18 protein-coding genes are annotated in these 19,473 nt (G+C 65.5%); 8 read left to right on the top strand and 10 right to left on the bottom strand.

Translation table 11 applies throughout. The features are described 5' to 3' along the window. Both DFP85_RS15275 and DFP85_RS15270 read left to right on the top strand, forming a co-directional pair. Positions 1-188, top strand: a 188-nt coding sequence (locus DFP85_RS15275) for a class I SAM-dependent methyltransferase (protein ID WP_208108523.1), incomplete at its 5' end; no start/stop codon positions are given. 221 nt (positions 189-409) lie between these two features. Next, a complete protein-coding gene (locus tag DFP85_RS15270; protein WP_133637299.1) occupies positions 410-1,324 on the top strand; it encodes a GGDEF domain-containing protein in 915 nt (304 codons plus the stop codon). On the opposite strand, the gene DFP85_RS15265 is transcribed toward DFP85_RS15270, so the two are convergent. Then, positions 1,321-1,977: a dienelactone hydrolase family protein gene (locus DFP85_RS15265; protein ID WP_133637298.1), complete on the bottom strand. Its 657-nt coding sequence runs from the start codon at positions 1,975-1,977 to the stop codon at positions 1,321-1,323. The two genes, DFP85_RS15270 and DFP85_RS15265, sit on opposite strands and share 4 nt — an antisense overlap. Positions 1,978-2,124: 147 nt before the next feature. Between DFP85_RS15265 and DFP85_RS15260 the strand changes: the two genes are divergently transcribed. Continuing rightward, the gene (locus tag DFP85_RS15260) at positions 2,125-4,086 is read left to right on the top strand and encodes a RecQ family ATP-dependent DNA helicase (protein ID WP_133637297.1); all 1,962 of its coding nucleotides are present in this window, start codon (positions 2,125-2,127) and stop codon (positions 4,084-4,086) included. Between the two features lie 5 nt (positions 4,087-4,091). Here the strand turns inward: DFP85_RS15260 and DFP85_RS15255 are convergent, their stop codons facing one another. Together DFP85_RS15255 and DFP85_RS15250 are read right to left on the bottom strand one after the other, a co-directional pair. After that, positions 4,092-4,721: a hypothetical protein gene (locus DFP85_RS15255; protein WP_133637296.1), complete on the bottom strand. Its 630-nt coding sequence runs from the start codon at positions 4,719-4,721 to the stop codon at positions 4,092-4,094. Further along, positions 4,721-6,280 (bottom strand): sigma-54-dependent transcriptional regulator, encoded by a 1,560-nt coding sequence (locus tag DFP85_RS15250; protein WP_133637295.1) that lies wholly within the window; start codon positions 6,278-6,280, stop codon positions 4,721-4,723. The genes DFP85_RS15255 and DFP85_RS15250 overlap by 1 nt, the downstream gene beginning before the upstream one ends. 280 nt (positions 6,281-6,560) lie before the next feature. Here DFP85_RS15250 and phhA point away from each other — a divergent pair, with 280 nt between their 5' ends. The 3 genes from phhA (at position 6,561) to DFP85_RS15235 (ending at position 9,038) form a co-directional block, all read left to right on the top strand. Beyond that, complete coding sequence (phhA, locus tag DFP85_RS15245) at positions 6,561-7,418, top strand: phenylalanine 4-monooxygenase (protein ID WP_133637294.1); 858 nt, start codon at positions 6,561-6,563, stop codon at positions 7,416-7,418. A 93-nt stretch (positions 7,419-7,511) separates the two neighbouring features. Then, positions 7,512-7,850 (top strand): 4a-hydroxytetrahydrobiopterin dehydratase, encoded by a 339-nt coding sequence (locus DFP85_RS15240; protein WP_133637293.1) that lies wholly within the window; start codon positions 7,512-7,514, stop codon positions 7,848-7,850. Continuing rightward, positions 7,851-9,038, top strand: coding sequence for an amino acid aminotransferase (locus DFP85_RS15235; protein ID WP_133637292.1), 1,188 nt, complete (start codon positions 7,851-7,853; stop codon positions 9,036-9,038). A 74-nt stretch (positions 9,039-9,112) separates the two neighbouring features. Here the strand turns inward: DFP85_RS15235 and DFP85_RS15230 are convergent, their stop codons facing one another. After that, positions 9,113-9,856: a Crp/Fnr family transcriptional regulator gene (locus DFP85_RS15230; protein WP_133637291.1), complete on the bottom strand. Its 744-nt coding sequence runs from the start codon at positions 9,854-9,856 to the stop codon at positions 9,113-9,115. A gap of 187 nt (positions 9,857-10,043) precedes the next feature. Here DFP85_RS15230 and thpD point away from each other — a divergent pair, with 187 nt between their 5' ends. Beyond that, positions 10,044-10,961 (top strand): ectoine hydroxylase, encoded by a 918-nt coding sequence (thpD, locus tag DFP85_RS15225; protein ID WP_133637290.1) that lies wholly within the window; start codon positions 10,044-10,046, stop codon positions 10,959-10,961. Positions 10,962-11,323: 362 nt separating this feature from the next. Here the strand turns inward: thpD and DFP85_RS15220 are convergent, their stop codons facing one another. From DFP85_RS15220 to DFP85_RS15210, 3 genes are all read right to left on the bottom strand, one after another. Continuing rightward, positions 11,324-12,583: a D-amino acid dehydrogenase gene (locus DFP85_RS15220; RefSeq protein ID WP_133637289.1), complete on the bottom strand. Its 1,260-nt coding sequence runs from the start codon at positions 12,581-12,583 to the stop codon at positions 11,324-11,326. A gap of 154 nt (positions 12,584-12,737) precedes the next feature. Then, complete coding sequence (locus tag DFP85_RS15215) at positions 12,738-14,036, bottom strand: MATE family efflux transporter (RefSeq protein WP_133637365.1); 1,299 nt, start codon at positions 14,034-14,036, stop codon at positions 12,738-12,740. A 118-nt stretch (positions 14,037-14,154) separates the two neighbouring features. Continuing rightward, positions 14,155-15,981 carry a putative bifunctional diguanylate cyclase/phosphodiesterase gene (locus tag DFP85_RS15210; RefSeq protein ID WP_133637288.1) on the bottom strand — a complete coding sequence of 609 codons (1,827 nt, stop codon included), beginning with the start codon at positions 15,979-15,981 and terminating at the stop codon, positions 14,155-14,157. Positions 15,982-16,276: 295 nt separating this feature from the next. Here DFP85_RS15210 and DFP85_RS15205 point away from each other — a divergent pair, with 295 nt between their 5' ends. Next, positions 16,277-17,071, top strand: a complete 795-nt coding sequence (locus DFP85_RS15205; RefSeq protein ID WP_133637287.1) for a 2OG-Fe dioxygenase family protein — start codon at positions 16,277-16,279, stop codon at positions 17,069-17,071. Between the two features lie 88 nt (positions 17,072-17,159). Here DFP85_RS15205 and DFP85_RS15200 read toward each other — a convergent pair whose 3' ends face one another. From DFP85_RS15200 to DFP85_RS15190, 3 genes are all read right to left on the bottom strand, one after another. Continuing rightward, the gene (locus tag DFP85_RS15200; RefSeq protein WP_133637286.1) at positions 17,160-17,744 is read right to left on the bottom strand and encodes a YceI family protein; all 585 of its coding nucleotides are present in this window, start codon (positions 17,742-17,744) and stop codon (positions 17,160-17,162) included. A gap of 43 nt (positions 17,745-17,787) precedes the next feature. Next, positions 17,788-18,342: a cytochrome b gene (locus tag DFP85_RS15195; protein WP_133637285.1), complete on the bottom strand. Its 555-nt coding sequence runs from the start codon at positions 18,340-18,342 to the stop codon at positions 17,788-17,790. Between the two features lie 161 nt (positions 18,343-18,503). Then, positions 18,504-19,193 carry a type 1 glutamine amidotransferase domain-containing protein gene (locus DFP85_RS15190; RefSeq protein ID WP_133637284.1) on the bottom strand — a complete coding sequence of 230 codons (690 nt, stop codon included), beginning with the start codon at positions 19,191-19,193 and terminating at the stop codon, positions 18,504-18,506. Between the last annotated feature and the right edge of the window lie 280 nt (positions 19,194-19,473).

Genomic DNA, 19,473 nt, shown 5'->3' with positions numbered 1-19,473 from the left:
TCATGGCCTGGCTTACGAACTTCGACGCCCACTGGCACGAGATCGCCCATCGCTACAACGAGCGCACCCGCCGCATGTTCCGCTACTACCTGGCGATCTGCGCCGGGGCCTTCCGCGCCCGCCACCTGCAGCTCTGGCAGGTCGTCCTCTCCCGCGGACGCCCGGGACGCTATGACGCCCCGCGTTGAGCCACCGAAACAAACTGCCCCCTTTCTTGATCCAGGTCACGGCAGACCTGGCTTGTAGGCGATCTCCTACACCGCAGGGAGGATGTCGCCATGTCTGCGTCGGCGTATCATGATGTGCTTGACCAAGAGGCGCCCAGCGTCCGCTACCTGCCCTCCCCGAAGGAGCAGGACAATAACCAAGAACGAACCACCTGTTCGCAGCAGGGAAAAAGGACACCCGCATGCCCTCCAACGACGTCATGCCGGGTGGGGAAATGCCACAGCCGGACTGGATCCTCGAGTTGACCGAGCAGTTGCCCGGAGTGATCTTCCAGCTGCACCGGGCCCCCGACGGCCGGATGCACTTCCCCTACCTGGCCGGCAGCGGTACCCAACTGACCGGAATCGACCGGGATGACCTGGCGCAGAATGCCCCGCCCGCCCTCGAGCGCCTGGCCGAGACCGACTATCCACGCCTGATGGCGGCCATCGAGCGTTCCGCCCGCTGGCAGAGCCCCATCACCACCAAGTTCCGGCTGAAGATGGCCGATGACCGCCTGAGCTGGATCGCCCTGCGCGCCCAGCCCCGCAAGGTCGATACCGGGGTCCTCTGGTACGGCATGATGATCGACATCAGCGAGCAGATGGCCGAGGAGCAGCGCCTGCGCCGGCTGTCCGACACCGACGACCTGACCGGCGTGGCCAATCGCCGCAAGCTGATGCAGCGCCTCGAAGAAGAGATCTCGTTGAGCAACCGGCACGCCCTGCCGCTGTCGCTGATGATGCTCGACCTCGATCACTTCAAGTCGATCAACGACACCTGGGGGCACCTCCAGGGCGACCAGGTACTGAGAGACCTTGCCAGGCTCTGCCGGGAGATGCTGCGCGAGGAGGACCTGGTGGCCCGGCTGGGGGGCGAGGAGTTCGCCCTGCTGCTGCCCCTGACCCCCGAGCCTCACTGCCGACAGCTGGCCGAACGCCTGCGCGAGCGGATCGCCGACCATGACTTCGGTATCGGTCCAGGACGCATCACCGTCAGCATTGGCATCGCCGAGCATCGCATCGGCGACTCCCGCGAGACCCTGATTCACCGCGCCGACGACAGCCTCTATGCGGCCAAGCACGGCGGGCGCAACCAGGTCATGGTCGGAGTCTAGGCTTGGCCGAGATGGTCGAGGAACCAGCGCGCGGCATGGGCCTCGACCTTCTCGAGGGTGCCGGGTTCCTCGAAGAGATGGGTGGCACCCGGCACGATCAGCAGTTTGCGCGCACAGTTCATGCGCGCCATGGCCTGCTCGTTCAGTTCGATCACCTGGGTATCCCATCCGCCGACCAGCATCAGGGTCGGTGCCTTCACACGCGGCAGGGACTCCCCGGCGAGGTCGGGCCGCCCACCCCGTGAGACCACGGCTTGCACCAATGCCGGCTGTTCGGCCGCGGCGATCAATGCCGCCGCCGCACCCGTGCTGGCCCCGAACAGGCCGATCTCCCAGGCCCGGGTCTCGGGCGATTCGGCCACCCAGGCAACGGCCCCGCTCATCCGTGCGCCGATCAGGGGAATGTCGAAGCGCAGCGCCCGGGTGCGCTCATCGATCAGGCTTTCGTCGGCCGTCAGCAGGTCGAAAAGCAGGGTCGCCAGACCCTGCTCGGCCAGGTGGCGCGCCACTCGGCGGTTGCGAACGCTGAAGCGGCTGCTGCCGCTGCCGTGGGCGAATACCACGATGCCGGCCGGGTGTTCGGGACGCAGCAGGTCGCCTTCGAGGGTGACGCCGCAGGTCTCGATCTCGAGATGACGCTCGGTGATGGACATGATGCCCTCCCTGCCCCGGCAGATGATGGTAACGGGCGTATTGAAAGTGTAGTGATAGCGGGCGCCATTGGCGCGGACGAGGGCCGACGGGCACGTTATACTGGACATATTCCCAGTAACTATCCGACGTCACGGCAGGAGCTGCCCATGATCCAGCAGACGCTCCAGGAAGTCTTCGGCTATGACGACTTCCGCCCCGGCCAGCGGCCGGTCATCGAGGCCATCGTGGCCGGCCGCTCGGCGGCGGCAATCTTCCCCACCGGTTCCGGCAAGTCGCTCTGCTACCAGCTGCCGGCCCTTCACCTCCCCCACCTGACCCTGGTGATCTCGCCACTGCTGGCCCTGATGCAGGACCAGCTGGCCTTCCTCGGCCGCCACGGCATCCCCGCCGCCAGTCTCGATTCGGGCCAGAGCCGTGAGGAAGCGGCGGCGGTCATGGAGGGGGTCAAGCGCGGCGAGAACCGTATCCTGATGGTCTCGGTGGAGCGCCTCAAGAACGAGCGGTTCCGCGCCTTCATCCGCCGGGTGCCGATCTCCTTGATGGTGGTGGACGAAGCCCACTGCATCTCTGAGTGGGGCCACAACTTCCGCCCTGACTACCTCAAGCTGCCGGACTACCGCCGCGACTTTGCCATCCCGCAGGTACTGCTGCTCACCGCCACGGCCACCCCGCGGGTGATCGACGACATGCGGTCGCGCTTCGACATCGCCCCGGAAGATGTCACCGGTACCGGCTTCTACCGCGCCAACCTCGACCTCCAGGTGACGCCCGTCCCCGCCGCCGAGCGCCCCCGCCGACTGGTCGAGTGGCTGCGCCCGCGGTTCGATCAGGGGCCGCCCGAGTCGACCATCGTCTACGTCACCCTGCAGCAGACGGCGGAACGGCTGGCCGCCTACCTGGCGAAGGCGGGCCTGCCGGCCACCGCCTACCATGCCGGGCTCGACGGCGAGCGTCGCGAGGCGATCCAGCGGGAGTTCATGGCCGGCCACACGCCCTGCATCGTTGCCACCATCGCCTTCGGCATGGGCATCGACAAGGCCGATATCCGCAACGTGGTGCACTTCGACCTGCCGAAGTCCATCGAGAACTACAGCCAGGAGATCGGCCGTGCCGGTCGCGACGGCCTGCCCTCCCGCTGCCTGATGCTGGCCGGCCGCGACCATATCGAGGTGCTCGAGAACTTCGTCTACGGCGACACCCCGGAGCATCACGGCATTCGCCGGGTGATCGACGACCTGCGCGGCGCCGGCAGCCAGTGGGAACTGATGCTCAACACCCTGTCGCGGCACAGCAATATCCGCCCCCTGCCGCTCAAGACCCTGCTGGTGCAGCTCGAGCTACGAGGCCTCATCGCGCCTCGCTACAGCTACTTCGCCGACTACCGCTTCCGGCTGGAGGGTGAGCCGGAGGCGCTGCTCGAGCGTTTCCAGGGCGAGCGGCGGGCCTTCGTCCAGGCGATCCTGGACGCCTCCTCCCGCGCCCGCACCTGGTACAGCCTGGACTTCGCCGCCCTGGAGGCCCTCGGGTCCGAGCGCGGCCTGGATACCCGCCGAAGCCGGGTGATCACCGCCCTGGACTACTTCGTCGAGAAGGGCTGGATGGTGCTGGAAAGCAAGCAGATGACCGAGGTCTATGAAGTGCTCTCGACCGGGATCGACCCGGTGTCGCTGACCGACGACCTCTTCGGCTACTTTCGCGACAAGGAGCGCACCGAGATCGACCGCCTGCACGCCATGCTCGCGCTGTTCGAGAGTGACCGCTGCCTGAGCCGGCGACTCGCCGACTGGTTCGGCGATGCCCGCGCCCCCGAGCACTGCGGCCACTGTTCTGCCTGCCGAGGGCAGGTGGCACGACTCCCGGCGGCCGAGCCGGCACGGCCGCTGTCGTCACGGGAGATCGCGCCCCTGTGCGGCCCCTTCCTCGAGCGGCTGGCGCAAGCCGGCGAGGGCCACCCAGCCACGGCGGACCTGCTGACACGCTTTTTGTGCGGGATCACCACGCCGCTGTTCACCCCCATGAAGGCACGCAAGCTGGATGCGTTTGGCGCCCTGGAGGACTACCCCTATGCCGAGGTTCGCCAGCGCGTCGCCGAGCACCTCGCCGGCTGAAGGGATCAGCCGCAACGGCGGCGTGAGAGCACCAGGGTCAGCCAATGCACCGGCAGGTAGACCAGCAGCGGCCAGAGCAGCATCAGCCCGGCCAGGTAGAGCCAGGGGTCCATCACCGACTGGGGCTGACCGAAGGGTCCCTCGACCCAGTTGATGTTGCGCTCTGCCTCGGTGAAGAGATAGCTGGCCGGGATCACCAGCCAGGTGAGCATGCTCTGCCAGACCAGCGCCCGACGATCATAGCCGATCCGCCAGATCGCGAATCCCGCCACCAGCGGCAGGATCAGGTGGTAGAGCGACATCGCCCGTGTCAGCGGGGGGTGTTCGGGGTCGAACATGTACTCGGTCCCGCCGATGGGGTGCCAGCCGGTCAGCCAGGCGGTGCCGACGTCGATTGCCCAGAAGGTGCCCACCAGGGCCACCGCCAGCCACTGCATGGAAACCAGCCGCCGGCTCTCGCACCAGAGTCCCGCCAGGAGCAGGAAGTTCGCCAGGTTGCACAGCCAGAGGTAGTTCTGGGGACCTAGCAGCACCCAATAGGTCGGCGCCCAGGTGGCAACCCAGAGGCTGAAGACCAGCTTGAGCCACAGGGGCACCCCCCGAGAGGGCAAGGAGTTGGCGGTCAGACGGCGCATCACTCCTCCCCGCCGATCCCGTAGCGTCTCAGCTTGTTGGCGATGGTGGTATGGGAGACCCCGAGACGCCTGGCCAGCTGCCGGCTGGAGGGATGCCGCGGATAGAGCGCCTCGAGCACCCTGCGCTCCACCTCGCCGAGGATGCCGGCGAGGGACCCCTCGAGGTCGATGCCCGCCAGGCCGTCCGACTCCCCGACGTCGGGCAGGCGCAGGTGGTCGGGCTCGATGGCCTCGCCCTCGCACAGCGAGACCGCCTGGAAGAGCACGTTCTCGAGCTGGCGGACGTTGCCGGGCCAATGGTAGGCAACGAGCCTCGCCAGGGCCGGCGAAGATAACCCGGGAAGGCGGCAGCCAATCTGTCGGGCCGCGCGGTCGATGAAGTGCATCGAGAGCGCCTCGATGCCATCCCGGCACTCGCGCAGTGGCGGCACCTGCAACGACAGCACGTTGAGACGGTGATAGAGGTCGTGGCGAAACAGCCCCTCGGCACAGAGCGCTGGGAGGTCCTGCTGGGTGGCACAGATCACCCGCACGTCGAGCCAGGTCTCCTCGTCGCTGCCCACTCGCCGGAAGCCCCCATCCTGCAGGAAGCGCAGCAGCTTGACCTGCAGCCGCGGACTCATCTCGCCCACCTCGTCGAGGAAGATGGTGCCCCCTGCCGTCAGCTCCAGCAGGCCCAGCTTGCCCTCGGGCCGCGCGCCCTCGAAGGCACCGGGGGCATAGCCGAACAGCTCGGTCTCGGCCATGGACTCGGGCAGGCCGGCACAGTTGAGGGCCATGAAGGGCGCCTGGCCACGCGCACTGGCCAGGTGGCAGGCCCGGGCCAGCAGTTCCTTGCCGGTGCCGGTCTCGCCCTGGATCAGCAGGGGCGCATCCAGCGGCGCCATCCGTCGCGCCTCGCGAATCAACGCCTGCAGCCTCGGGCTCGCCTGGAAGATCGCCTCGAAGCCACGCAGCTCCTGGCGCTGCACCTGGTAGATGCGCTCCCCGATGCGATCCGCCCGGTGAAGCGTCACCACCGCCCCGGCCAGCGAGGCCACGTCGTCCTGATGCTCCCGGTGCAGGGGCGCGATATCGGCCAGGAAGGTGGTCTCGCGCAGCTTGATGCGCAGGCCATTGACCCGGGCATTGTTGCGCCGGATCAGCGCCGGCAGGTCCAACTCCGGGAGATGGCGGTCCAGCGAGAGCCCCGGCACCTCGTCGATGCGCACGCCGAGCAGCTGCCCGGCCGCCCGGTTGGCGGCCACGATATGTCCCTCCATGTCGATGGACATCACCGGGTCGGAGAGCGACGAGAGCAGCGCATCCAGCTCCAGGTGCCGCCGCTCGCTGGGCATCAGGTTGACCTGGCGCACCCCGAACACCCCCGGGACCGCTTCCAGCTCCGGCCTGAGGGTGGCGAGCTGCGCATGCAGCAGGTTCGGCACATGCAGGTAGATCGCATTGCCATGCTCCCCACCGACCTCGCCACGGGCCACGTTGAGGCCGTAGTCGGAGAAATGGGCGACGATGTCGCGCAGGATGCCGATCCGGTTCTGGCAGTGAAACCTCAGTCGCATCGGGCCAGGTTCTCTCGTGGCGGTATTGAAAGTCGTCACATCAATGTGACTCGAGTGTCAAGATAACGTGACACTCGTGCCCGCTCAATCCGCGCCAGCACGCATCTTGCTCCCTGGGCCTAGGCTGACGGAAACAATCGTCACGATTTCTTTACAGCATGACGTCTCTCGACTGTCTGACGCAGGTGGCAAGACGCCTCGATCGCCGTCCCGTCACGCCTAGACTCGAGGGGATTCCGCACGGCCGACAACAACCCACAAGCGATGCCACGGAGAGCCCATGACGACGTCAACATCACGCCTGAGTGAACTGAGCGAGTTCGCCAGCAAGACCGGCTACCGCGCTCGACTCCCCGACGAGCGGGGCCATATTGCCTACAGCGACACCGAGCATGCCACCTGGCAGGCCCTGATGCAGCGCCAGCTGGGCATGATCGAGGGGCGCGTCTGCCAGCAGTACCTCGACGGCCTGGAGCGCCTGGCCCTGCCCGAGTCGCGGATTCCCCAGCTCGGCGAGGTGGACCGGGTCCTGCAGGCCGCCACCGGCTGGCAGACGGCCCAGGTGCCGGCGCTGATCCCCTTCGACACCTTCTTCGACCTGCTCGCCAACCGACGCTTTCCGGTGGCCACCTTCATCCGAACGCCGGAGGAGATGGACTACCTGAAGGAGCCGGACATCTTCCACGAGATCTTCGGCCACTGCCCGATGCTCACCGACCCTTCGTTCGCCGAGTTCACCGCCACCTATGGCCGCCTGGGCAAGGCCGCCACGCCCAAGGAGCGGGTCTATCTGGCGCGGCTGTACTGGATGACTGTGGAGTTCGGCCTGGTCGATACCCCAGCCGGCCGGCGCATCTACGGCGGTGGCATCATCTCCTCACCCAAGGAGACCCTGCACTCGCTCTCCGACGTGCCGGTTCATCGCCCCTTCGATCCCGTGGATGCCCTGCGCACCCCCTACCGCATCGACATCCTCCAGCCGCTCTACTACGTGCTTGACGATCTCACCACCCTGCACGACCTTTCCCGGCAGGACATCATGGGCATGGTGCACCGCGCCATGGCGCTGGGCCTGTTCGAGCCCCGCTTCGAGCCCCGCTTCGAGCCAGCCTCGAGCAGCGCCAGGGCCAGTGCCTGACCCCACGGACGACCAACGGCAAGCACGGTTGACGGGAACGCGAGCCGCCCCGATGCCCCCAACGACGACCCATCGAAACGACAAGGAGATACCATGAGCCAGCTTTCCGAACAGCAGTGTGAAGCCTGCAGCTGGGACGCCCCCCACGTCACCGAAGCCGAGATCGAGCAGTACAAGACCGAGATCCCCGAGTGGCAGATCATCGAGCGCGATGGCATCATGAAGCTGGAGCGGGTCTACAAGTTCCGCAACTTCAAGCAGGCCCTTGACTTCACCAACCGCGTCGGCGAGATCGCCGAGGAAGCCGGGCACCATCCGGCCCTGCTGACCGAATGGGGCAAGGTCACCGTGACCTGGTGGTCGCACGAGATGAAGGGCCTGCACCGGAACGATTTCATTCTTGCCGCCAGAACCGACGAGGTAGCGAAATAAATGTTCGAGAAAATTGAGCGGGTTCCCGGGGACGCCATCCTCGGTCTGATCGAGGCCTTCAAGAAGGATACCAACCCTCAGAAGGTCGATCTCGGCGTCGGCGTCTACAAGGACGCCCAGGGCAACACCCCGGTGATGCGCGCCGTCAAGGAAGCCGAGGCCCTGCTGCTCAAGAACGAGACCACCAAGACCTACATCGGCTCCCATGGCGCGCCGGCGTATGGCGAGGTGATCCTGCCCATGGTGCTGGGCGAGGGATCGCCGGTGCTGGAGGCCAAGCGCGCCAGCGCCACCCAGTCTCCCGGCGGTACCGGCGCCCTGCGCCTGGCGGCCGACTTCATCGCCCACCAGCTGCCCGGCAAGGACATCTGGGTCTCCGACCCGACCTGGCCGAACCACCTGGGTATCTTCCCGGCCGCCGGCCTGACGCTGCACAAGTACCCCTACGTGGACGCCGATAACCGTCTCGACTTCGACGGCATGCTGGCGGCGCTCAAGCAGATCCCCGAGGGCGACGTGGTGCTGCTGCACGCCTGCTGCCACAATCCCACCGGTTTCGACCTGTCCCGCGACCAGTGGCAACAGGTGCTGGAGGTGGTTCGCGAGCGCAACCTGCTGCCGCTGATCGACTTCGCCTACCAGGGCTTCGGCGAGGGCCTGGACGAGGACGCCTACGGGGTTCGGCTGATGGCCGAGAACCTCGACGAGGTGATCATCACCAGCTCCTGCTCCAAGAACTTCGGCATCTACTGCGAGCGCACCGGCTGCCTGATCATGGTGGCGAAGAACGAGGGGCAGATGGAGAACGTGCGCTCGCAGATCGCCATCGTGGCTCGCGAGAACTACTCCAACCCGCCGGCCCACGGCGGCGCCATCGTCAGCGAGATCCTCCACTCCGCTGAGCTCGCCGCCATCTGGCGCGAGGAGCTCACCGAGATGCGCGACCGCATCAACACCCTGCGCCGTGACTTCGTCGAGGCTCTCAAGCCCTATGGCCTGGAGCAGAAGTATGCCTGCGTGGCGGAGCAGCGTGGCATGTTCTCCTACACCGGCCTGACGGCCGAGCAGGTCGACCGCCTGCGCGACGAGTTCGGCATCTACATGGTGCGCTCGGGCCGCGCCAACGTGGCCGGCTTCTCCCACGAGAACCTGCCCTACCTGGCCAAGGCGATCGCCGCGGTCAACTGATCGCAACACCCCTGGAATCGACATCGCCCGGGCCAATGGCCCGGGCGTTTCATGTCAGGCCTGGGGCTGCCAACTCAACTCTCGCTGACAACCAACGACCTGAGATTGTCGATGAGATAGCAATCGTCGAACTGGCCATGCCGAGCCAGAGCCTGCAGATCGGGAATCGTCAGGCGGTGGCCATCACGATGGACGAGCCTATCCTCGTCCAGGGCTGTAAAGGTCCGACTGACATGTACAGGGCTGAGTCCGAGCAGGTCCGCCAGCACCTCCTGCGACATGGGCAGGCGTAGATGACAGTCTCCTTCCGGCTCGGTCTGCCTCAGACGCTGGTGCATCTCCAGCAGGAAATGCGCCAGTTTCTGTCTGGCGCTACGACGCGCGATGTTTACCAACCGCTCGGTCATCAGCGCCTGCTGTCGGCTGGAAATGGCAAACATGACCGTCGTCAGGGTCGATGACTGCCGAAACAGCCGCAAGATTGCCGCATGCGGAAAACGGCAAATGACGCCATCCTCGATCATCCGTACGCCCGCCAGGCGCTGCGAGAACGCAAACTCCCGGAGCCCGATAATATCGCCCGGCAGGAAGACCTCGAGAATCTGCCGTGTTCCGTTTTCCAGATAGCGAAAGGAATAGGCCCATCCACTGCGCAGTGAACAGAACTCCTCGGCATTTGCCATCTCTTCCCAGAGCAGATCACCCGCCTCAACCTCGATGGGGGTTCGCTCGAGCTCGTTCAGCAGCACCTTGTCGCGCTCGGACAAGGCAAGGTAATGGCTGAAATGTCGGATGATACAGCTGTCTCGATGCTCCATTCCACGTTCCCTGTTACATATAACGACGCTTGACCAACACCGGCACACAACAACATACGAGTTATTACCGGACAGTCTTTGCTCCGCATAACCCAGGTTATGTCGATTCCCTGGCACGGCCCTCAGGATGGGTGGCGAAAGGCAGTTCACTGCCACGATCCCCATATCTTCTATAAAGGATGCCGACATGCCAAACGCATTATCAACTCCAGGCAATCGTGACCCATACCCCACTCGAATCACGTCACCCCTGTCGCCCTTGCCGCGGCGCTGCCCTGTGATTCATGGCAGCACGCGGCAGCGACTGGCCGGCCCACTCGATGCCGCAAGCCTGGAGAGCTTCGACAAGGACGGCTTTCTCTGGATGGAAGGGTTCCTTTCTCCCGAGGAGATCGCCCCTTTCTTCGATGAGCTCAATGCCATGGAACTTGATCATGAGCTCACGTCCAGCGATCAGGTCATCACCGACCCCGATTCGGGCGCGATCCGTTCGGTATTCGCCATGCATGAGCTCTCTGATCGTTTCGCCGCCTTGACGCGCCATCCCTATCTGCTGGCGATCATTCACCAGCTGTTGGGCAGCGAGGCTTATATCCACCAGTCCCGTATCAATGACAAGTCAGGATTCCAGGGCAGCGGATTCGACTGGCATTCCGATTTCGAGACGTGGCACGCCGAAGACGGCATGCCTCGCATGCGGGCTGTGAGCGCTTCGCTGATGCTGACCGACAACCTGGAGTTCAATGGGCCATTGATGCTTGTGCCCGGATCTCATCGGCACTTCATACCGACGGTGGGCGAGACACCCGACAATAACTGGCAGACGTCGCTCCAGCACCAGCGTCTGGGAGTGCCCAGCGAAGAGGTGCTGGGCGATCTGATCGAGCGACACGGGATCGTCGCCCCCAAGGGGCCAGCCGGCTCGTTGCTGCTGTTTGACTGCAACATCCTGCACGCTTCGAACCGCAACCTCACGCCCTGGCCGAGATCCAACCTGTTCTTCGTATACAACAGTGTGGAAAACAGCTTGGAGAGCCCATTCAGCGGCACTGCGCCACGGCCCGAGTTCCTGGCCTCGCGGAGTGATTGTGACACTTTACGATGAGATCACCCATAAGGGTGCCAGACGCCGCGTTGCGAGGAGCTGTTCCACATTGGTCCTGACACTTGGCGAAAGAGCCCGGGGCCTCGCTCCCGGGTCGGGTCGGGGCATGCCCCTACAGGAACTGGGGGGCAACCTGATGGACCTGGCCTACCCATTGAGTACACCCGCCTGGCAAGGCTCGCTACCGTATCTGGCTACCCCTCTCCGCACGGTGTTCGGCTAGGATGGCTTTCTGCCACCTCCACGCCATCTCCTCCGGTGCAAAGGTTCCCCGGAACTGCACCGACAAGGTGGGCGTCTCGAGCCTGCCCCGAGCCGAGTCGGCGCCCTGTGCATAGGCCGGCCTCATTGCGCTTCTTATCTCAGGCCGCGTAGCGGGAGACATCCAACCCACGGGGATCGATGGCCGGTGCGCGGCCGCTCATCAGGTCGGCCAGCAGCTGGCCGCTGCCGCAGCTCATGGTCCAGCCCAAGGTGCCATGGCCGGTGTTGAGCCACAGGTTATCGACCCGGGTGGCGCCGATGATCGGCGTGGAGTCGGGGGTCATGGGGCGCAGGCCGGTCCAGAACTCCGCTTTCTCGACATCGCCCCCTTCCGGGAAGACGTCACGCACCACCATGCCGATGGTGGCGCGGCGCTTCTCCAGCAGGTCGAGGTTGTAGGAGGCCAGTTCGGCGGTGCCGCCCACCCGGATGCGGTCATCGAAGCGCGAGATCGCCACCTTGAAGGTCTCGTCCATCACCGTGGACTGGGGGGCGCCGCCATCATCGGTCACCGGCACGGTCAGGCTGTAGCCCTTGACCGGGTAGATCGGCAGCCGGATATCCAGATCCTTGACCAGGAACGGCGAATAGCTCCCCAGGCAGACCACGTAGGCATCGGCAGTAAGCTCGCCGTCACTGGTGACCACGCCCTCGATGGTGCCGGCACTGCGCCTGAGGCGCTGGATCTCGACGTTGAAGCGGAACTCGACGCCCAGCCGTTCGCGGCAGTAGTCCGCGAGGCGGTTGGTGAAGAGGTGGCAATCGCCGGTCTGGTCGTCGGGCAGGTGCAGGCCGCCGACAAACTTGCCCGGCACCCGGGCCAGCGCGGGCTCCACGCCGGCGATCTCGTCGGCGCTCAGCAACTGGTGGCGCACCCCGCACTGCTCGAGCACCCGCATGTCCTTGCCCACCGCCTCCACCTGGCTCTCGTGGCGAAACAGCTGAAGCAGGCCGCGCTGGCGGTCCTCGTAGCGGATGCCGGTCTCTTCGCGCAGGGCATTGATGCAGGCTCGGCTATGCTCGGCCACACGCACCATGCGCTCCTTGTTGACCATGTAGCGGTCGGCGTTGCAGTTGCCCAGCATCTGCACCATGAAACGCGCCATGGTCGGATCCATCCTGGGCTGGATCTTGAGCGGGGCATGTTCCTGGAACATCCACTTGACCGCCTTCTGCGGGATGCCGGGCGCCGCCCAGGGCGAGGAGAAGCCGAAGGAGACCTGGCCCGCGTTGCCGTAGCTGGTTTCCAGCGCCGGTGATGGCTGACGGTCCACCACCGTGACCTCGTGCCCCTGGCGTGCCAGGTAATAGGCGCTGGTGACGCCGACGACGCCGCTACCGAGAATCAGTACCTTCATGGGGGCTCCCCTTCTGCCTTGTGGTTATGGGATCGAAGGCGGGCAGTATAGGGAGGTATGTCCAGATGATTACACTGAATACCCCGCATAAAAAATAACTAAGCTTTATTTTTAATGCTTTTAATAGGCATTCATATTGTAGAATATAGATTATTTAGATGATTGCACTATCCATATTTCCCGACTGCCGGCGGGGGCTGGCGAGGATCCGCCGGAGCACCTGCCAGGCCACCAGTCCCGCCAGCAGGTTGCCGAGTGCCGCGCCCATGGCCAGGCCGAGCAGCCCCCCCAGCCAGGCCCCGACCCAGAGACAGGGCAGGTAGAAGACGAACAGCCGGGCGGCCGACATCAGCATGGCACGCAGCGGCCAACCCAGGGCGTTGCCCGCCGAGACCACGATCATGCAGACCCCCAGTGCCGCATAGCTGGGCAGCAGGAAGCGAATCAGGGTCGCCAGGTCATCGCGCACCTCGGGGTTGCCGGAGAGGGCCAGTGCCACCCAGGGAGAGGCCAGGGCCATGAGGATCCCCAGTGACAGCTGCCAGACCACCACCACCCTGAGCGCCAGGCGCATCAGGCGGTGTATCTGGTTCCAGTCCCCGGCGCCATAGCAGCGCCCGAGCCAGGGCGGCAGCGACATGGTCATGGCCAGCACCACCATCAGTGAAAGGGTCTCCAGGCGGCTGGCCAGCCCCCAGGCCGCCACCTGCGCCTCGCCCAGCGAGGCCACCACCGAGATGGCGAGCATGGCCGCCAGAGGCGGCATCAGCTGGCTGATCATGGCCGGGCCGGCGATGCCGGCAAAGGGCACCAGCGAACGGCGCAGTTCCCCGAGCAGCCCCTCGGCCGCCAGCCAGTCCATGCCCCCCAGGCGACGGCCCAGCACCAGCAGGCCGGTGGCGAAGGCGATCGTCGTGGCCCAGGCTGCGCCAGGCAGCCCCAATCCCTGCCAGGGACCGATGCCGAAGATCAGCAGCGGGTCGAGGCACAGGTTGACCAGGCTGGTGATCACCATCATCTTGCCGGGCAGCCAGGTGTCGCCATGGGCCCGGAACAGGCTATAGCCAAAATAGAGCACCGCCCCCAGCCAGGCCGCCAGCAGCTGGGGCGCCCAGTAGGCCCGGATCAGCTCGCGGCTGGACGTGTCGGCCCCCAGCAGGGCGAAGACCGGCGCCTGAATGGCCCACAGCAGCAGCACCAGCAGGGCAATGGTGACGGTCCCCACCAGCAGCACCAGGCTGCCCAGCCGCCGTGCCCGGGCGGCCTCCCCTGCCCCCAGGGCACGCGAGATCAGCGCCGCGATGGCGATCCCCATGCCGACCTGGATGCCGATGACCAGGAAGGAGAGCGGGAAGGTGAAGGACTGGGCGGCCAGCGGCGCCGTGCCGAGGCGCGCGATGAAGGCACTGTCCACCAGCTGGAAGCCGAGCAGCGCCAGCACGCCGATGGCCATGGGCCAGGTCTGGCGCCACAGGGTGGGGCCAAGCGAGGATCGGGATTCGTCGAGGGAAGTCACAGGGGCTCCGTGGTCGTGCGCAGGGCTGGCATTCTACGCCAAGCGGGCAGCAGACTCAGCCCGAGACCCCCGGACGCCCCACCACCAGACCGCCGAGGACGCGCTCCATCTCCAGGGCGGGCATGGGACGGAAGAAATAGAACCCCTGGACCAGGTCGCAGCGCATCTCCCGGATCAGGGTGAGCTGCTCGCGGTTCTCGACGCCTTCGGCCACGACCTCGAGGCCCAGACGATGGCCGATGAAGATCGCGGCCTCCATGATGGCCCGATCCTCGGGCTGGTCAGGGGCATCCCGCACGAAGGTGCGGTCGATCTTGAGGGCCGTGACCGGGAAGTGCTTGAGGTAGCTGAGCGACGAGTAGCCGGTGCCGAAATCGTCGATGGCGATGCGAAAGCCCAGGTGATGGAGCCGGCGCAAGCCCTCGAGGATCCTGCCGTCGGCCTCGATCAGCACGTTCTCGGTGAGCTCGAGCCCGATATGCCGGGGCCCCAGGCCATGGCGCGCCAGGCAGGCCTCGAAGCGCTCGAAGACATCGGGCCGGCTCATCTGCCGGCCGGAGAAGTTGATGTCGATGCGTTCGATGGCCAGGCCGGCATCCCGCCAGAGCGCCCGCTGATGGCAGGCGGCCTCCATGACCCAGTCACCTAGCCGATGGATCAGGTCGGAGCGTTCGGCGAGGGGAATGAACTCGGCCGGCGAGATCGGCGGACCTTCCGCCGGCTGCCAGCGCAGCAGCGCCTCGAGGTTCTCGATGCGACCGCTGACAGCGGATACCTGAGGCTGGTAGTGCAGCGAGAGTCCTCCGCTGTCCAGGGCCTGCTCCAGCCGGTCGACCAGGCGATGCTGGTGGAGCAGCTCATCGTGGAGCTGCTGGTCGAAGAACCACACGCTGCCGCGGCCATCCAGCTTGGCCCGGTTCTTGGCCACATCGGCATTGCGGATCAGCTCGCGCGCCGTATCGCCATTGTCCGGATAGAGGCTGACGCCGAGGCAGGCCGTCACCTGGCGCCGCGAGCCGTCCATCAGGAAGGGATCACGCAGGACCTGCTGGACCTTGTGGACCAGCTGCGGGAGCACATGCTCACGCTGGAACCCCGGGAAGGCGATCACGAACTCGTCGCTGGAGAGTCGCGACATCATGTCCGAGCCTCGCGTCGCGCGATGCAGCCGCCGGGTCAGCTCGACCAGCAGCCGATCCCCCTGCTCGTAGCCCAGGGCGTCATTGATCTCCACGAAGTGGTCGATGTCCAGGTAGACCAGCACCAGCCCGCTGTCCTGTCGGCGACAGTCGGCGATGGCCTCGTCCAGTTGCGACTCGAAGGTCTGGCGATTGGGCAGGTGGGTCAGCGCATCGAAGCGCGTGGCGAAATCCAGCTCGCGATTCGCCCGCTTCTGGTCCGAGAGGTCCACGTCGACACAGAACATCAGGGGGTCACCGGTATGCTCGCCGAGCATGACATGGTGGGAGAAGACCGGGACCAGTTCTCCGCTCTTGTGCTGGAGCTCGAGCTCATCGGCGGGGATCTCCACCCCTTCCCGCACCCAGGCCCGGTGCGCCTGGACCACCGGTTCGCGCATCGGCGCCGGGATGATCAGCTCTTCCAGCAACTGGCCCTGAGCCTCCTCGGGAGCATAGCCATAGAGCCGGGTGCTGGCCTCGTTCCAGTAGATCACGCGGCGGTCGCGGTCATAGCCCTGTACCGCCACCTTGGGCAGGCTCTCCAGCAGGGCGCGGAAGCGCTGTTCGCTCTCCAGGTACTGGCGGCGCACGACCTCGACATCGTCCCGGGCGCTGTCATCCCGGGCCTCGGTCCTGCTCGCTCTGACCTGTTGCCACCGACGCGCCAGCCAGTGCCGGAAGCCGGTATCGCGACCGCTCATCAACTTCCTCATCTTCGCCAAACGATGTCAGCCTTCAGTATGTGGCGAAATCGCCCCATCGTGCGACACCGAGACCCCATACTACCCCTCCGTGTAGGAAATCTCCTACAGGAAGGGGCGGCGATGCCAGGCATTGCCATCCGCCGATTCAACGAAGGATCCAAGCCACCCAGTACGACAAGCCTCGTACATTTTTTGACATTTCGTTGCAAATCTTCTCCTTTTCCTAGGGTTGCTACGACTTTCGGGCAACCCACGGGGCAATCACGCCCCACCTTCCAACGGAGAAGATCCCATGAAACTCGATACCCTCAAGTACGGCTTCGATCCCGCCACCATGCCCCTCGACCCGGTCGCCGACTACTGGTCGCCAGAGGTCACCGACGCCCTCCAGCACCAGGACTGGGCCAGGACCGAGGTGCGCTCCCGGGTGGATCTCGAGGCCTGGCAGGCGTTTACCGCCGACCTGCCCCGCGACCCCTACGTCAACCGTCGCTGGAAGCGCATGTCCTGGCTGGCCCTGGATGAGCGGGGCGAGGCCTACGACATGGGCCCTTGCCCCATGGCTCAGGGAGGCGCCTTCAATGATGCCGAGAGCATGGCGGACAAGCTGCGCTATTACGAGCCGCTGACCCCGGAGTACATGGCCCGCCCGGATGTGAAGGCCTTCGTGCGCGCCTGGGCACGACTCTGGGACCTGAAAGCCAACGAGCCCATCCTGATGCAGATTACCGGTGTCCGCGGCGAGGGCATGGTCGACCCCCTACAGGGACAGGGAATCCATGCCGACGGCTGCAAGGCGCTGAGCATCATGGTGCTGAACCGCCACAATGTCGCCGGAGGCGATAACCACCTCTATGCCGACAAGGCGGGAACCCGGCCCCTGGTCGACACGACCCTCGCCCCCGGAGATATCCTGCACCTGCGGGACGACCGCCTCTTCCACAGCGTGGACAGCATTCACCAGGAAGATAGCGAGGCGCCCTTCGAGCGCTTCATCATCATCATCAACAGCCGCTTCGTGGATGAGTTCCAGAACCGCATCCTGCGTCGGCACTTCCCCGAGGCGGTGCTCAACGAGACCCGCTGAGCCTCACTGCTAACCCTGTAAACAAGACGCCCCCCGGAGATGCTCCGGGGGGCGTCATGCTGCCTGCGGGTCGAGCCTCAGGGATGCCTTACTGGCGAATGCCCTCGAAGGTCACATAGAGCTCGAGCTCGTGCATCATCTCGGGAAAGTCACTCATGTCGATCCCGTAGTCGGCCAAGGTCAGGGTGGTAGAGCCCTCGAAGCCGGCACGATAGCCCCCCCAAGGGTCCTCGCCCTCCCCGACCAGGGTGACCGGCATCTGGATCTCGTTGGTCTCGCCGTGCAGGGTCAGGTCGCCGGTCAGCACGCCCTCGTTGTCGCCGGTCGGCTCGAAACCGGTGGACGTGAAGGTGGCCGTGGGATACTCGCCTGCGTTAAGGAAGTCATCGCTCAGGATATGCTTGTCACGCTCTGCGTGGTTGCTGTTGAGGCTCGCCACCTCGACCTCCACGCTGGCGGAAGACGCCTCCAGGTTCTCGGGGTTGTAGCTGAAGCTGCCGGAGAACTCCTCGAAGCTGCCGAGGATGTAGGAGTAGCCCAGGTGGCTGATCTTGAACTGCACGAAGGCGTGCTGGCCGTCGATGTCGATGGTGTAATCGGCGGCCTGGGCCTGGCTGACGCCCACCAGGGCGGCGACACTCAGGGCGGTGGCGATGGCGGTCTTCTTGATCATCAGGTGACTCTCCTTGCGGATGGTATCGGGGAGGGATATCGCCTCAGGGGCGACGGGAGCGACGCGGGTCGACCATGCGCAACAGGACGTCGTTGCGATCGACCCAATGGTGTTTCAGGGCGGCCAGGGTGTGCCCTGCCGCCAGCAGGATCAGCGCCAGGGCGCCATACCAGTGGACCTGGCCGGCCACGGTGGCCTGGTTCGGCAAGTCGCTGACCAGGGCCGGCACCGTGAAGGCGTCGAACACGTTGATCCCCTTGCCATCGGCGGTGGAGATCAGGTAGCCGCTGACCAGCACCACCAGCATCAGCACATAGAGGCCAATGTGGCCGAGATGGGCAGCCAGGCGCTCGAGACGGTGGCCCTTCTCCACCGGCACCGGGTTGGCGATGCGCCATCCCAGGCGTATCAATGTGGCGAACAGCAGCAGCATCCCCAAGGAACGATGCCACCAGGGGCCCAGGTTGTACCAGCTGTCATAGTAGCCGAGCCCGGTCATCCACCAGCCCAGGATGAAGAGGCCGATGATCGCCAGGGCACTGATCCAGTGCAGCAGGATGCTGACCAGCCCCCAGCCGCTGCGGGTGTTCTTCCACATGATCCGTTGCCTCGGTCCGCGTCGTGTCGATCCCATGATCCTACCGCAGCGCACCATCGGTATCCGCTGAAAAAAGCCGAATGCACCATTCGGAAAACCCCATGCCGCCCGCCACGGCAGGCGCGGCGGGCGGCATGGCATGCTTGATGGATCGAGACTTGTCAGCTTCGCTCGGCAAGGACCTCGAGCAGCAGCTTGGCGGTGGAGGCGCTGGAGGCCGGGTTCTGGCCGGTCACCAACAGCCCATCACGCACCTGGAAGGGAGCGAAGTCATCGTCGCTGCGCTCGTAGCGACCGCCCTGCGCCTTGAGGGCATCCTCCAGCAGGTGCGGCACCACCTGGGTGAGCCCCACGGCCTCCTCCTCGCTGTTGGTGAAGCCGGTGACCTTGCGGCCCTTGACCAGCGGCACGCCCTCGGGCGTGCGAGCCTCGAGCAGCACCGTGGGCGCATGGCAGACCGCCGCCACCGGCCGCTCGGCCGCCAGGAAGCCCTCGATCAGGCGGCGAACATCGGGATCCCCGGTGAGGTCCCAGAGTGGACCATGCCCGCCGGGGAAGAAGACGGCGTCGAAGTCGCTCACCTCGACATCGGCAAGCTTGCGGGTCTCGGCGAGTTGCGACCTGGCCTCGGCATCCGCCTCGAAGCGACGGGTCTCCTCGGTGAGGGCCTCCTCGGCCTGGGAGTTGGGGTCCACCGGGGGCAGGCCACCCTTGGGCGAGGCCAGCGTGATCTCGGCGCCGGCGTCCTTGAATACGTAGTAGGGCGCGGCGAATTCCTCGAGCCAGAATCCGGTCTCGTGGCCGGTGTCACCCATGCGGTCGTGCGACGTCAGTACCATCAGGATCTTCATCGTGGCCCTCCTCGGGCGGCTATGAATGCGTGCCCTGATGAGATGGCGACGATAAGCAGGAGTTCAAGACGCAGGACATTGCAGCTAGTAGCATCGCTAGGGGCTGATCCGCCGGCAGGCCCCGAAGTGTCGGACCATCGAGGAGGCGCTGTAAACCCTTCCCTGGGCGCTACCGACGCCATCCATGGCGTAGGACCTTGTGTCTCTCCAGTGAGGGGTGATTAGCTACCACCGCTCACAGCCTGGGTGTATCCCGAGTAGGACCGAATGGCCTCGAGCC

The organism is Halomonas ventosae, assembly GCF_004363555.1.
Classification (GTDB): Bacteria; Pseudomonadota; Gammaproteobacteria; order Pseudomonadales; family Halomonadaceae; genus Halomonas; species Halomonas ventosae.
Note: the sequence above shows the minus strand (reverse complement) of the source record. Positions and strands in the feature narration are given on the sequence as shown.